Below are 14,253 nucleotides of genomic sequence, written 5' to 3' on the forward strand. Positions count from 1 at the left end.
TCAGCCCTCGCCCTCGGGAGGCTCCCCGTCGGCACGGGCCTGCGCGGCCCGGCGCGGGCGGGGGTGACGGTCCCCGGCCTGCTCCGTCATCGCCTCGCCGACCAGCGTCCGCACCGCGTCCCGCAGCCCGTGCAGCGCGTGGTGCCGAACCGGGCCCGCGCCCGGGTCCTCCCGCAGCTCCTTCAGGAGCGCGAAGCACAGCACGAGCATCACCACCACGAACGGCAGCGCCACCAGGATCGTCGCCGTCTGGAGCGAGTTCAGCCCGCCGACGAGCAGCAGCACCGCCGCCACGGCCGCCATCAGGACGCCCCAGGTCACCACGAGCCAGGTCGGCGGATGGAGCGAGCCCCGGCTCGTCAGCGAGCCCATCACCAGGGAGGCCGAGTCCGCGCTCGTGACGAAGTACGTCATCACCAGGATCATCGCGAGGACCGAGGTGACCGTGCCGATCGGCAGCGCGTCCAGCATCGCGAACAGCGAGGCCTCCACCCCGTCCTGCACCGCCGCCGCCAGGTCCGCCTCGCCCGTCGACTCCAGCCGGATCGCCGTCCCGCCCATGACGCAGAACCACACCACGGTCGCGCCGGAGGGCACCAGCAGCACGCCCATCAGGAACTCGCGGATCGTCCGGCCGCGCGAGATCCGGGCGATGAACGTGCCGACGAAGGGCGCCCAGGACAGCCACCACGCCCAGTAGAAGATCGTCCACACACCCAGCCAGTCGGCGTCGGTGAAGGCACCCGTCCGGCTCGCCATCGGCAGCAGCTGGTGCAGATAGCCGCCGACCGAGGCAGGGACGGTGTCCAGGACGTACACGGTCGGTCCGAGCAGGAAGACGAAGAGCATCAGACAGGCGGCGAGGACGATGTTCAGCGTGGAGAGCCACTTCACGCCCTTGTTGAGCCCCGAGAACGCCGACAGGACGAAGGCAGCCGACAGGGACACGATGATGATCAGCTGGGTGGAGGTGGAGTTCTCCACGCCCATCGTCAGGTTCAGCCCCTCGGCCACCTGGAGGGCGCCGAGCCCCAGGCTCGTCGCCGTGCCGAAGACGGTCGCGAAGACCGCCAGCAGGTCGACCGCCTTCCCCGGCCACGAGTCCGCCCGGCGCTCGCCCATCAGCGGCACGAACGCGGAGCTGAGCCGGTTGCCGCGGCCCTTGCGGAAGCCCGCGTACGCCAGGGCGAGCCCGGCGATGCCGTAGATCGCCCACGGGGTGAGCGTCCAGTGGAAGAACGAGTACTCCATCGCGGTACGGGCCGCCGCGCCGGTCCCCGCCGGGATCCCGCTCGCCGGGGGAGGGTTCAGGAAGTGCTGGAGCGGCTCCCCGACCCCGTAAAACATCAGACCGATGCCCATGCCGGCGCTGAACATCATCGCGATCCACGCGAGGTTCGTGAACTCGGGCTCCGAGTCGTCCGCGCCCAGCCTGATCCGGCCGAAACGGCTCAGCGCGATCACGACGCACAGCACGAGGAAGGTGTCCGCGGCGATCACGAACAGCCACGCGAAATTGGACAGCACCCACCGCAGCGCCGTGGACGACGCGCTGTCGAACGAGTCCTCGCCCAGGGCCGCCCAGGCGACGACCGCCACGACGGCCGCGACCCCGATCCCGATGACCTTGCCGTCGGGCGCGTACCGATCAGGCGGGGTCCGTTCGACCGGTTGCGTCGGTTCCGTACTCATGTGAACCCACTATGGTGCGGAATATCGCCTTATCAGGGGGTGGCACGCCGTCTGGCGGTACGGATAGGGTCTGCCCTGGCGCGACTGCACGTTCGAAAGCAAGGGATGCAAGGTGACGGACGGAGCAGCAACTCAGGTCGCTCACGTGCTCGTGGCGGCTGACAAGTTCAAGGGTTCGCTCACGGCCGTACAGGTCGCGGAGCGGGTCACAGCAGGACTGCGACGGGTCGTCCCCGAGCTGACGGTGGAGACCCTGCCCGTCGCCGACGGCGGCGACGGCACGGTCGCGGCCGCGGTCGCGGCCGGATTCGAGCGCCGCGAGGTGCGCGTGACGGGACCGCTCGGCGAGCAGGTCACCGCGGCCTACGCGCTGCGCGGCACCACGGCGGTCGTCGAGATGGCGGAGGCCTCCGGCCTCCAGCTCCTGCCCGCCGGGGTCTTCGCCCCGCTCACGGCGACCACGTACGGCTCCGGCGAGCTCCTCCGCGCGGCCCTCGACGCCGGCGCGACCACCATCGTCTTCGGCGTCGGCGGCAGCGCCACCACCGACGGCGGCGCCGGCATGCTCGCCGCGCTCGGCGCCCGCTTCCTCGACGCGGCCGGCGAGCCCGTCGGCCCCGGAGGCGCGCCGCTCGCCGACCTCGCCACGGCCGACCTCTCCGGGCTCGACCCCCGCTTCGCGGACGTCGACCTGATCCTCGCGAGCGACGTCGACAACCCGCTCACCGGCCCCAAGGGCGCCCCCGCGGTCTACGGTCCCCAGAAGGGCGCCACCCCGGACGACGTCCGCACCCTGGACGCGGCCCTCGCGCACTTCGCCACCGTCCTGGAGAAGGCCATCGGGCCCAAGGCGGCCGAGGCGGCCGTCGCACCCGGCGCCGGCGGCGCGGGCGGCATCGGCTACGGCGCGCTCATCCTCGGCGCGAGCTTCCGCCCCGGCATCGAGCTGATGCTGGAGGTCCTCGGCTTCGCCCCCGCCCTGGAGCGGGCCACCCTCGTCATCACCGGCGAGGGCTCCCTGGACGAGCAGACCCTCCACGGCAAGGCACCGGCGGGCGTCGCCGCGGCGGCCCGCGCGGCCGGCAAGGAGGTCGTCGCGGTCTGCGGCCGCCTGGCCCTCGCCCCGGAGGCCCTCGGCAAGGCGGGCATCCGCCGCGCCTACCCCCTCACGGCCCTGGAACCGGACCCGGCGAAGTCCATGCCGAACGCGGGCCCGCTCCTGGAGGAGGTCGCGGCGGCCATCGCGACCGACTTCCTGTCGTAGGCATACGCACGATGACGGGTACGGGCCCGGGGCGCACCGCCCCGGGCCCGTACCCGTAACCGCGTACGGCTTCCGGGCCCGCAGGCCGTACGCGTACCCCTCACCCCGACGCCGTCAGCCGGAAGGCGTCCAGGGCCAGGGTCATCTCCGTGAGGTCCCGAGGGCGGGACAGGGACCGGGACGTCAGCTGCTCCAGGCGGCGCAGGCGGTTGAAGACCGTGTTCCGGTGGCAGTACAGCCGCCCCGCCGCCCGCCCCGCCGACCCCTCGCAGTCGAGCCACACGTCCAGCGTCTCCAGCAGGACCGCCCGGTCCGCCGGGTCCAGCTCCAGGAGACCGCCCAGGACGTCCGAGACCAGCAGGCTCGCCACCTCCGGCTGGCCCACCACCAGCGCACCCGCCATCCGGCGGTCCAGCCGCACGATCTCCCGGCTCCCCGGCGGGCACGTCCGCAGGGCCAGCTCCGCCAGGCGCCGCGCCCGGCCCAGCTCGGTCAGGCCGACCACCACCGGACTGATCCCGCCCGGCCCCGGGCACCGCCCGTCGAGGAGCTCCGACAGCGCGTCCAGACCGGTCTCCCCGGCCAGCGCCACCACCCCGATCTCGCAGTCCGCGCCCATCCGCCACAGGAACCGCACGCCCTCGCCCTGCACCTGCCGGTGGAACGGCTCCCGCTCCTCCCGCCGGTCGTAGCGCAGCACCACCACCGCGTACCGCCCCTGCTCCGGCAGGTCGAGCCCCGCCGCCGCCCGTGCCACCAGCTCCGGCGACCGCTGCCCCTGGAGCAGCGCGTCCAGGAGCGCCTGGAGCTGCTCGTCGGTCCGGCGGCGCAGCTCCGCCTCCCTCGACCGGTATGCCTCCGACGCCGTGTCCGCCTGCGCGTCCACCGCCGACCACACCGTCGTCGCCGACTGCATCAGCGCCGCCAGCTGCGCCGCGTCCGCCCCCGCGCCCTCGATCAGCGCGTCCCACACGAGGTGCCCGGCGTGCCGGTACGCGTGCACGACCAGCTCCAGCGGCATGCCCTGCGCGGCCCGCCGACGGCCCATCTCCTCCGCGTGCTCCAGATCCCGCCGGGGCGAGTTCCGGGGCGCCGAGATCATCTCGACCCCGATCCGCATCGCCTCGTGGGCCTCCTGCCAGTGCTGGTCGTACGGCAGGATCCGCCCGTAGGCGGGCTCGTACGCGTGCAGCTCCCTCAGATGCTCGTCCACCAGCTCCGGCACCCGCTCCAGAAGCGTCGTGCACGCCTCGGCGAGCACCTTCCAGTCGTCACCGGTCCGCCGTCTGCGCCGTCCCATGCCCGGAGGATCCACCGCGCCGGGCCCCTCGGCACACCCCTGACGCGCAGCGTTGTGCGCATGCACAGCCCGTCGCCGTCCCCGCTGGTCACCGGCAGCGATTCGGCCGCCGGGCGTGGACGGGCGGTCCGGCGCGGTGCTGGGGTGAGCGCCACTGAACGGCCGAGCGACAAAGGCGGCCGGGGAAGGGGATCCATGGGAGGAACCGCACCCGCCCTGGAGGTCAAGGACCTCACGGCGGGATACGGACCGGTGCGCGCACTGCGCCAGGTGTCGCTGACCGTGCCGGCGGGCGCCGTCGTCACCGTCCTGGGCGGCAACGGCGCCGGCAAGTCGACCCTGCTGCGGGCCGTCTCGCGCACCCTGCGGTTCCACGGCGGGTCCGTGGTCTCCGGGACGGTGAGCCGCGAGGGACGGCCGCTCGACGGGCTGCCGCCCGACCGGGTCGTCGCCGCCGGCGTCTCCCAGGTGCCGGAGGGCCGCCAGGTCTTCGCCCGGATGACCGTCGAGGACAACCTGCGCGCCGGCGCACTCGGCCGCCGCGGCGACCGCGCGGCGAAGGCCGCCGCGCTCCGCCGCGTCCACGAGCTCTTCCCGGTCCTCGCCGACCGCGCCCGCCAGCAGGCGGGGCTGCTCTCCGGCGGCGAACAGCAGATGCTCGCCGTCGGCCGCGCCCTGATGGCCGCGCCGGGCCTGCTCCTCCTCGACGAGCCGTCCCTCGGGCTCGCCCCGCTCATGGCCGCCCGGATCGCGGACGCCGTCCGTGAGATCAACGCCCAGGGCACGGCGGTGCTGCTCGTCGAGCAGAACGCGGCGCTCGCCCTGCGCCTCGCCTCCCGCGCGTACGTCCTGGAGGTCGGCGAGGTCACCCTCTCGGGGCCCGCCGCCGAACTCGCCGCCTCCGACGAGGTCCGCCGCCGCTACCTGGGCGTGGTCGACGAGGACGCCGCCGCCGACGCGGCCCGGGCCCGCGCCGCGCACCCGGTCCTGTCCCGCTGGGAGGAGACCCGATGACCGAGACACCGCCGCCCGCCCTTGAAGTCCGCGACCTGACCGTACGGTTCGCCGGGCTCACCGCCCTCGACGGCATCGGCTTCACCGTCCGGCCCGGCACCGTCCACGCCCTCATCGGCCCCAACGGCGCCGGCAAGTCCACCTGCTTCAACGTGCTCTCCGGTGTCTACCGGGCCACCGCCGGCTCCGTCCGCCTCGGGCCGCACGAGCTGACCGCCCTGCCCCCGCACCGGATCGCGGACCTCGGCGTCGGCCGGATCTTCCAGAACCTGGCCCTGCCGCCCCGCGCCACCGTCGAGGACAGCCTGATGCTCGGCCGCCACCGGCTCACCCGCACCGGCTTCCTCGCCGCCGGCCTCCGGCTGCCCTCCGCCGCCCGCGAGGAGGCCCGCCACCGGGCCAGGGTCCGGGAGGTCGCCGCGTTCGTCGGGCTGGAGAAGCAGCTCGCGCAGCCCGCGGGCTCCCTCCCGTACGGGCAGCAGAAGCTCGCCGAACTGGCCCGCGCCCTCTGCATGGAGCCGAAGCTGCTGCTCCTCGACGAGCCCGTCGCCGGCATGACCGCCGACGAGCGGCGCCGTACCGCCTCCGTCATCGCGGGCGTCCGCGACGGCCTCGGCATCTCGGTCCTGCTCGTCGAGCACGACATGGGCCTGGTGATGCGGCTCGCCGACTCCGTCACCGTCCTCGACTTCGGCCGCCGCATCGCCGACGGAACCCCCGGCGACATCCAGAACGACCCGGCGGTCGTCCGCGCCTACCTCGGAGAGGAGTCCGCCGCGTGAGCACCTTCGCCGAGTTCCTGATCAACGGCGTCTCACTGGGCTCGATCTACGCCCTCATCGCCCTCGGCTTCGTGGTCATCTTCCGCGCCACCGAGGTCGTCAACTTCGCCCACGCCTCCCTCCTCCTGGCCGGCGGCTACGTCACCGCCGTGCTCCACGACGAGATCGGCTTCTGGCCCGCGCTGCTCGCCGGCATCGCGGGTGCGGCGGTGGTCGGCGCGGCCGTCGAGTTCTTCGTGATGCGCCGCCACCGGGGCGCCGACCACAGCGTCCTCGCGATCGTCACGATCGGCGTCGACATCCTGCTCGCGACCGAGCTGACGCGGCGGATCGGCACCGACATCCTCGCCCTCGGCGACCCGTGGGGCGACGCCGTCCTCACCGTCGGCCCGGTCACCATCGCCCAGACCCGGATCGCCGCGCTCCTCGTCGCGGCCCTCCTGATCACCGCCTTCCTGCTCGCCTTCCGCTACACGTCCTGGGGCGTCGCCATGCGCGCCGCCGCCGAGAACCAGGAGACCGCCGCCCTCATGGGCATCAGGCTCGGCCGGGTCTCGCTCGGGGCCTGGGCGGTCGCCGGCGCCCTCGCCGCCGTCGCCGCGCTGTTCCTCACGGTCTTCCCGACGCCCGGCCTGGAACGGGCCACCTCGCTCGCCGCCCTCAAGGCCTTCCCCGCCGCCATCCTCGGCGGCCTCGACTCCACCACGGGCGCCCTCGTCGGCGGACTCCTCGTCGGCATCACCGAGTCCCTCGCCACCGGCTACCAGAGCGACCTGGCCTTCCTCGGCCGCGGAATCGGCGACCTCGCCCCCTACCTCGTCATGGTCGCGGTGCTGCTGATCCGCCCGGCCGGACTCTTCGGCACGAAGGAGCTCGCCCGTGTCTGAGACCCTCACCCGGAGCGGCCTGCGGGTCCGCACCCCCGCGGTGTACGGCTGGGCCGCGGCCGCCCTCGTCCTCGTCGCGCTCCCGTTCTACCTGGACCGGTTCTGGCTCCAGGCAGGGCTGTTCGCCATGGCGGCGGCCCTGGGAGCCCTCGGCATCAACCTGTTGACCGGAGCCACCGGCCAACTCTCCATGGGACACGCCTTCTTCCTCGCCGTCGGCGCCTACGGCTACTGCCTCTTCGCCGGTGACGGCACGGACGGACTCGCCGGTCTCGGCCTGCCCGGCTGGCTCGCCGCCGTCCTCGCGGTGGCCCTCGCGGGCCTGGCCGGCGGGGTGTTCAGCCCCATCGCCGGCCGGCTGCGCGGCGCGTACCTCGGCATCGCCACCCTCGCGCTGATCTTCATCGGGCAGCACGTGCTCTTCAACGCCCATGACCTCACCGGCGGTTACAACGGCCGCGCGGTGCCACCGCTCTCCCTCTTCGGCCTGACCTTCGACGACAGCGAACTCCTCGTCGCCCAGGTCCCGTTCGGAGCCGTCGAGAAGCTCTGGTACCTGGGACTCGCCCTGCTCCTCGGCGGGGTCCTCTTCGCCCGCGGAGTCCTCAGGGGCCGCCCGGGGCGCGCGATGAACGCGATCCGGGACCACCGGATCGCCGCCGGGGTCATGGGCATCCCCGTCGCCCGCTACCGCGCCGCCGTCTTCGTCCTCTCGTCCATGTACGCGGGCCTGGCCGGCGTCCTGCTCGCCCTGGTCTTCCAGCGGACCGTGCCGGAGTACTTCGGCATGGCGCTGTCCCTCGAATACCTGGCCATGATCGTCATCGGCGGTCTCGGCTCGGTCGCCGGCGCGGTAGCCGGAGGCGTCTTCGTCTCCCTCCTGCCGCAGCTCCTCACCCGGTACAGCGACGCGCTGCCCCTGGTCTCCGCCCCCGGGACGGGCGGGATCGCACCGGGGGAGGCCTCGCGCTACCTCTACGGCGCGGCCGTCGTCGCGGTGGTGCTGTTCCTGCCCGGCGGCCTGGCCCGCCTCGCCGCGCGAAAACCGAAGAGCCCCCCACCCCAGAGCCCCACACCCACCGACACCCCGACCACCGAACCCTCAGGGGAGGCACGATGAACCACCGACGACAGGCCGTGCGGGGCCTGGCCGCCGCGCTCGCCGCACTGGTCGCGCTCACCGCCGCCGGATGCAGTTCCAAGGCGAAGACGGGCGACGGCAAGCAGACCGGCGCGGGCGGGGTGAAGACCGGCGAGGGCATCACCGACAAGACGATCGCCCTCGGCGCCCTCACCGACATGACCGGCGTCTACGCGACCCTCGGGAAGAGCGTCACCCAGGCCCAGCAGCTGTACGTGAAGCAGGTCAATGCCGCCGGCGGGATCTGCGGCCGGCAGCTGGAGCTCACGGTCCGCGACCACGGCTACGACCCGCAGAAGGCGCTCTCCGCCTACACCGAGCTGGAGCCCAAGGTCGTCGGCTACACCCAGTTCATCGGCTCCCCGTTCGTCGCCGCGGTCAAGCCCCAGGTCGACGGCAAGGACAAGGGGCTCGTCCTGCCCCAGGCCTGGTCGGCCTCGCTGCTCGGCTCCCCGTACATCCGCGTCCTGGGCGCCACGTACGACGTCGAGACGATCAACGCCGTCGACTTCCTGCTCAAGGAGAAGGGCCTCGAGTCCGGCGACAAGCTCGGCCACGTCTACTTCGAGGGCGACTACGGCGAGAACGCCCTGAAGGGTTCGAAGTACGCGGCCGGGAAGGCCGGCCTGACCGTCGTCGAGCAGAAGATCAAGCCCACCGACAACGACATGTCGGCCCAGGTCTCGGCGCTCAAGCAGGCCGGGGTCAAGGCCGTCGTCATCAGCGCGGGCCCCCGCCAGGCCGCCTCGCTCGTCGGCGTCGCCGCGGCCACCGGACTCAAGGTCCCGGTCATCGGCAACAACTCGGCGTTCGCGCCGCAGCTCCTCGGCACCCAGGCGGGCCCCGCCCTGGAGAAGATGTACTGGTTCGCCTCGCCGAGCCTGCCCATCGGCGCGGACACCCCGACGGCGAAGAAGCTCGTCGCCGACTACCGGGCCGCCTACCCGGGCGACGGCCTCGACAACGGCATCGTCGCCGGCTGGACCGCGGCCGGGGTCTTCGGCGAGGCCCTGAAGAAGGCCTGCGCGGACAAGGACCTCACGCGTGAGGGCGTCGACAAGGCGCTCCTGACCCTGAAGGCCTACGACGCGGGCTTCGGCATGACCCACGACCTGGGCGACCCGAAGGCACCGTCCTCCCGCGAGTCCGTCATCATCCAGCCGGACAAGTCCGTCCCCGGCGGCATGCGCACGGTCCGGCAGCCCTTCGTCGCGGACGCGGCGAAGTCCTACACGCCCTGATCCGTGAACCCGGTCCGCCACGACGGGCGGACCGGGGCCCAGCCGAGGGCCCGGGCCCGGGCGTTCACCGCGCCCCGGGCCCACGGGGTCCGCCCCGTGGTCCGCTCCGGGGCGGGGACGCCCAGGGCCCCCGCCAGGACCGGCAGCCAGTCGTGACCGGCCGCGGGCTCGTCGTCCACGACGTTGTACGCCCCCGAGGGCCACGAGAGGGCCCGTACGGCCGCGTCCGCGGCATCGCCGACGTGCACGAACGAGCTCACCGAGGCGTCCGCCGCCGTGCTGCCCAGGAACCGGGCCCCCGGGTCCCCGGCCAGCGCGGCGGCCACCGCGCCGCCCGGCGCGTACCAGGTACCGGGCCCGTAGAGGATCCCGTAGCGCAGGACGACGGCCTCGGGGAGTTCGGACACCACGGACTCCAGCGCCCGCACCCCAGCGACGATCCGGGCCCGGGGCGGCTCCTCCGTCCCGTCGAGCGGTACGGACTCGTCGGCGGGCGCGTCCCCGGGGGCGTACGCCCAGCTGATCGACTGCGCGACGATCCGCCCGACGCCCGCCGCCAGGGCCGCGTCCACGAGGTTCCGGGTGCCCTCGACCCGCACCCGGTCGTTCGCGGCGCCGTCCGCGCCGCCCAGGTCCGTCAGCTGGTGCACCACGGCGTCCGGCGCGGCCTCGGCGACCGCGCGCCGCACCGCCCCGGCGTCGAGCACGTCCACCGGGCGTGGACCGCGCCGGGAGATCCCCACGACCTCGTGCCCCGCCGCCGCGAGGCGGGGGACGAGCTGACGACCCACGGCGCCCGTGGCGCCCGCGACCAGTACACGCATGCGCCCACCGTAGAAGATCTTCACCTCCCGGAAACATCCCGGTGTGAAGCTCGGGCCATGACTGCACGTACGACCGCGCACATCGGCATCGAGGAGAACCGCTCCCACCCCGGCCTGGCCGGCCTGCTCGGCGCCTACCACCTGGTCAACCAGGCCGAGAAGGGCGCGGCCGTGAAGACGGTCGCGGAGCTCCCGGCCGTGTACCGCGCCGAGGCCGAGGACCCCGCCACCGCCTTCGCCGCCGACACCGTCCTCCTGGCCACCCCCACAGGCGCCGACGCCCCGGCGGGCTGCGTCGTCCTCAAGGCGCCCCGGGACGGCCGCCCGCCCGAGATCAAGCGGCTCTGGGTCGCGCCCGGGGCACGCCGGAAGGGGCTCGCCCGCATGCTCATGGCCGAGGCCCTGCGCCGCGCCGCCGCCTCCGGCGCGCCCGCCGTGCGCCTCACGGTCTGGTCCTGGCGCGAGGAGCCGCTCGCCCTCTACCGCGGCCTCGGCTTCGGCGTCGTCGCCTCCTGGGACGACCGGCCGGACCTCCTCTGCCTGGAGAAGCCCCTCGACACGGTCGGACGCCCGGAGAAGCCCCTCGACACGGTCGAGCGGCTGTCTCCCGAGGCCGTACGGGCCCACGCCGCCGACGGTCTCGCCGCGCTCCTCGTGGACGCCGTCGACGGAGGGGCCTCCGTGGGCTTCCTGGCGCCCCTGGACGCGGCCCGGGCGGCCTCCTGGTGGTCGGACGTCGCCGAGGAGGCCGCGGCCGGCGTACGGGACGTCTGGGCCGCCCACGCCCCGGGCGGCGGCCTGACCGGCGTCGTGACCCTCGTCCGCACCGGCACCGCCAACGGCCGGCACCGCGGCGAGATCGCCCGGCTCCTCGTCCACAGCTCCGCCCGCGGCCAGGGCCTCGGCCACCGCCTGCTCGCCACGGCCGAGGCCCACGCCGCCGCCACCGGCCTCACCCTGCTCGTCCTGGACACCCAGACCGGCAGCCCGGCCGAGCGGCTCTACCGGGGAGCGGGCTGGACGGCCGCCGGCACGATCCCGGACTTCGCCGCCGACCCGGCCGGCACCCTCCGCCCCACCACGCTCTACTACAAGCGCCTCGGCTGACGGCACAGGCCCGGACCCGCCGGCACGCCCTCCGGGCACACGTAAGGGCCCCGGGAGGCTGATCGCCTCCCGGGGCCCTTCACGTACCACTCGTTCGTCGCGCTACCGCAGCTGCGCCGCGCGAGCCTCCCGACTCTCGCGCCGGTTGCCGCGGAAGGTGTTCACCCGGCGGGCCGTCGCGAAGAGGGGGATCACGGCGCCCATCACCACCTGGAGCGCGCACCCGGTCTGGAGCAGGAACGCCCCGCCCGGGGCGTCGAAGGCCCAGGCGGCCAGCATGCCCATGGCACCGACGATCCAGGCGAGCATCGCCACCGCGAGGACGCCCCGCGGCTTGGGGTACTCGACCCGGCTCACCATCAGCCACGCCACCCCGATGATCGCGAGGAGCGTCGGGACGAACGGCAGCTCCAGCAGCACGATCGAGACGACCGTCAGCGCGCCGAAGGGGCTCGGCATGCCCTGGAACATGCCGTCCTTCATCGTCACGCACGAGAATCTCGCGAGCCTCAGGACCACGGCGAGCAGCACCGCGACCGCGGCCACCGCCGAGACCTTCTGCTGCGCGCCGTCCGGCACCGCGACCATTCCGTACACGAGGACGAAGTAGGCCGGGGCCAGACCGAAGCTGATGAGGTCCGACAGGTTGTCGAGCTCGGCGCCCATCGGCGAGCTGCGGAGCTTGCGCGCCACGATGCCGTCGAAGAGGTCGAAGATCGCCGCGGCCAGCATCAGGATCACGGCGGTGGCGGCGCTGTTGCGCGCCATGCCGGTCTCCGTGCTGCCGGTGAGGTGCGGGATCAGGATGCCGGTCGTCGTGAAGTAGACCGCCATGAAGCCGCACGTGGCGTTACCGAGCGTGAGGGCGTCCGCTATGGACAGCCTCAACGACAGCGGCATCTCCTCGGCCTCGTCGGCCGCCTCCGCCTCGGCGTCGGCAACCCATTCGGCAGCCCGTGTGTCGGGATCAATCACGGTCAATGCGAGTCACCCCCGCGGTCGTGGCCTGGCCGACCTCGACGGCGACCTCGACACCCTCCGGGAGGTAGATGTCGACCCGCGAGCCGAAGCGGATCAGACCGATCCGGTCACCCTGCTCGACCTTCGTCCCCTGCGGGATGTACGGCACGATGCGTCGTGCGACGGCGCCCGCGATCTGGACCATCTCGATGTCGCCGAGCTCGGTGTCGAAGTGCCACACCACGCGCTCGTTGTTCTCGGACTCCTTGTTGAACGCCGGGACGAACCCGCCGGGGACGTGCTCCACGGACGTCACCGTGCCGGACAGCGGCGCACGGTTGACGTGGACGTTCAGCGGGCTCATGAAGATGGCGACCCGGGTGCGTCCGTCCTTCCACGGCATGATGCTCTGCACCACACCGTCGGCGGGGGAGATGACCCGGCCCTGAGCGATCTCGCGCTCGGGGTCGCGGAAGAACCAGAGCATGCCGGCCGCGAGAGCGGTGGTCGGCACGGCGATGGCCGCGGCGCGCCTCGACTTGCGGGAGCGCGCGAGGCTGAGCGCCGCGGTGGCCACGGTCGGCAGAAGCCACGGCGATGCTCCGCGTGCGATGCGTGCGCCCTTGAGGCTGTCGCGATGTGCAGAGGTTCGACTGTCGGGCATGGATGACCTTCGTAGCGGATGATGCCGCACTGGCAACGGGGGGACGGCGGCTTTCCGGCGATGCTATCGGTTGCGGGGCGCAACTGGGCAAGCCAGGAACCGAGTCGACGGCCGGAAGACGAACACGGGGTGTGATCTTCTTCGCGGCCGTACCGACTCAAAAGCGACAATCAGCCCTGGAATCGGTACTCCTCCAGGAGCCGACGACCAATGATCATTTTCTGGATCTCGGCGGTACCTTCACCGATGAGCAGCATCGGCGCCTCACGGTAGAGACGCTCGATCTCGTACTCCTTCGAGAACCCGTACCCGCCGTGAATGCGGAAGGCATCCTCGACGACCTCCTTGCAGTATTCGGAGGCGAGGTACTTCGCCATCCCTGCTTCGAGGTCGTTTCGTTCCCCGGAGTCCTTTTTGCGTGCTGCGTTCACCATCATGGCATGAGCGGCCTCGACCTTGGTAGCCATCTCGGCAAGCTTGAACTGAATCGCCTGGTGTTCGGCGATCGGCTTGCCGAAAGTGTGACGTTGCTGGGCATACGAGACACCCAGTTCGAAAGCACGCTGCGCGACACCGCAACCACGCGCCGCCACGTTCACACGGCCGACCTCCACGCCGTCCATCATTTGGTAAAACCCGCGGCCCGTCGTGCCGCCGAGGACCCGATTGGCCGGAATGCGCAGTCCGTCCATGATGAGTTCGGTCGTGTCGACGCCCTTGTAACCCATCTTGTCGATCTTCCCGGGGATGGTGAGGCCGGGGCGGACCTCTCCGAAGCCGGGCTCCTTCTCGACGAGGAAGGTCGTCATCGACTTGTGGGGGGCGGTGCCCTCCGGGTGTCCTTCGTCACTTCGGACGAGAACGGCGACCAGCGTTGACGTTCCGCCGTTCGTCAGCCACATCTTCTGACCGTTCAGGACGTACTCGTCGCCGTCCTTGACCGCCTTCGAGGTGATGGCCGACACGTCCGAGCCGAGGCCCGGCTCCGACATCGAGAACGCGCCGCGCGTCTCGCCGGCCGCCATCCGCGGAAGGAAGTACTCCTTCTGCTCCTGCGTGCCGTGCTGCTTCAGCATGTACGCGACGATGAAGTGCGTGTTGATGATGCCGGAGACCGACATCCAGCCGCGGGCGATCTCCTCCACGCACAGCGCGTAGGTGAGCAGCGACTCGCCCAGGCCCCCGTACTCCTCGGGGATCATCAGACCGAAGAGACCGAGCTCCTTGAGCCCGTCCACGATCTGCTGGGGGTACTCGTCGCGGTGCTCCAGCTCGGTGGCGACCGGGATGATCTCCTTGTCGACGAACTCCCGGACGGTCTTGAGGATCTCCTGCTGGACGTCCGTGAGCCCGGCGGTCTGGGCGAGTCGGGCCATG

At 72.7% G+C, this 14,253-nt stretch carries 13 protein-coding genes; 7 read left to right on the forward strand and 6 right to left on the reverse strand.

What is annotated here, in order from left to right; translation table 11 throughout:
* Positions 1 to 1,692, reverse strand: coding sequence for a BCCT family transporter (locus ACF08F_RS17000; RefSeq protein WP_392299281.1), 1,692 nt, complete (start codon positions 1,690 to 1,692; stop codon positions 1 to 3).
* Positions 1,693 to 1,804: 112 nt separating this feature from the next.
* On the opposite strand from ACF08F_RS17000, the gene ACF08F_RS17005 reads away from it, so the two are divergent.
* Positions 1,805 to 2,956, forward strand: coding sequence for a glycerate kinase (locus ACF08F_RS17005; RefSeq protein WP_392299282.1), 1,152 nt, complete (start codon positions 1,805 to 1,807; stop codon positions 2,954 to 2,956).
* 100 nt (positions 2,957 to 3,056) lie between these two features.
* Here ACF08F_RS17005 and ACF08F_RS17010 read toward each other — a convergent pair whose 3' ends face one another.
* Complete coding sequence (locus tag ACF08F_RS17010; RefSeq protein WP_392299283.1) at positions 3,057 to 4,256, reverse strand: PucR family transcriptional regulator; 1,200 nt, start codon at positions 4,254 to 4,256, stop codon at positions 3,057 to 3,059.
* A 195-nt stretch (positions 4,257 to 4,451) separates the two neighbouring features.
* Here ACF08F_RS17010 and ACF08F_RS17015 point away from each other — a divergent pair, with 195 nt between their 5' ends.
* The 5 genes from ACF08F_RS17015 to ACF08F_RS17035 are packed head-to-tail and all read left to right on the forward strand — an operon-like array spanning position 4,452 to position 9,321.
* Complete coding sequence (locus ACF08F_RS17015) at positions 4,452 to 5,270, forward strand: ABC transporter ATP-binding protein (protein WP_392299284.1); 819 nt, start codon at positions 4,452 to 4,454, stop codon at positions 5,268 to 5,270.
* On the forward strand, positions 5,267 to 6,052 hold the full coding sequence (locus tag ACF08F_RS17020) for an ABC transporter ATP-binding protein (RefSeq protein ID WP_392299285.1): 786 nt from the start codon (positions 5,267 to 5,269) through the stop codon (positions 6,050 to 6,052). Before ACF08F_RS17015 ends, ACF08F_RS17020 begins: the two co-directional genes overlap by 4 nt.
* On the forward strand, positions 6,049 to 6,939 hold the full coding sequence (locus ACF08F_RS17025; protein ID WP_055640585.1) for a branched-chain amino acid ABC transporter permease: 891 nt from the start codon (positions 6,049 to 6,051) through the stop codon (positions 6,937 to 6,939). The genes ACF08F_RS17020 and ACF08F_RS17025 overlap by 4 nt, the downstream gene beginning before the upstream one ends.
* Entirely contained in the window at positions 6,932 to 8,059 is a 1,128-nt protein-coding gene (locus ACF08F_RS17030; RefSeq protein WP_392299286.1) for a branched-chain amino acid ABC transporter permease, read from the forward strand. The genes ACF08F_RS17025 and ACF08F_RS17030 overlap by 8 nt, the downstream gene beginning before the upstream one ends.
* Positions 8,056 to 9,321, forward strand: coding sequence for an ABC transporter substrate-binding protein (locus ACF08F_RS17035; protein ID WP_392299287.1), 1,266 nt, complete (start codon positions 8,056 to 8,058; stop codon positions 9,319 to 9,321). Before ACF08F_RS17030 ends, ACF08F_RS17035 begins: the two co-directional genes overlap by 4 nt.
* Here ACF08F_RS17035 and ACF08F_RS17040 read toward each other — a convergent pair.
* Positions 9,309 to 10,145, reverse strand: a complete 837-nt coding sequence (locus ACF08F_RS17040) for an NAD-dependent epimerase/dehydratase family protein (RefSeq protein ID WP_392299288.1) — start codon at positions 10,143 to 10,145, stop codon at positions 9,309 to 9,311. The genes ACF08F_RS17035 and ACF08F_RS17040 overlap by 13 nt on opposite strands.
* Positions 10,146 to 10,202: 57 nt before the next feature.
* On the opposite strand from ACF08F_RS17040, the gene ACF08F_RS17045 reads away from it, so the two are divergent.
* Positions 10,203 to 11,252: a GNAT family N-acetyltransferase gene (locus ACF08F_RS17045; RefSeq protein WP_392299289.1), complete on the forward strand. Its 1,050-nt coding sequence runs from the start codon at positions 10,203 to 10,205 to the stop codon at positions 11,250 to 11,252.
* Between the two features lie 102 nt (positions 11,253 to 11,354).
* Here ACF08F_RS17045 and pssA read toward each other — a convergent pair whose 3' ends face one another.
* From pssA to ACF08F_RS17060, 3 genes are all read right to left on the reverse strand, one after another.
* Entirely contained in the window at positions 11,355 to 12,227 is an 873-nt protein-coding gene (gene pssA / locus ACF08F_RS17050) for a CDP-diacylglycerol--serine O-phosphatidyltransferase (RefSeq protein WP_392299527.1), read from the reverse strand.
* Positions 12,220 to 12,876, reverse strand: a complete 657-nt coding sequence (locus ACF08F_RS17055; RefSeq protein ID WP_392299290.1) for a phosphatidylserine decarboxylase — start codon at positions 12,874 to 12,876, stop codon at positions 12,220 to 12,222. The genes pssA and ACF08F_RS17055 overlap by 8 nt, the downstream gene beginning before the upstream one ends.
* Before the next feature lie 170 nt (positions 12,877 to 13,046).
* Complete coding sequence (locus ACF08F_RS17060) at positions 13,047 to 14,252, reverse strand: acyl-CoA dehydrogenase family protein (protein WP_358474353.1); 1,206 nt, start codon at positions 14,250 to 14,252, stop codon at positions 13,047 to 13,049.
* Position 14,253 lies beyond the last annotated feature (1 nt).

This window comes from Streptomyces sp. NPDC015130 (assembly GCF_043080005.1).
Classification (GTDB): domain Bacteria; phylum Actinomycetota; class Actinomycetes; order Streptomycetales; family Streptomycetaceae; genus Streptomyces.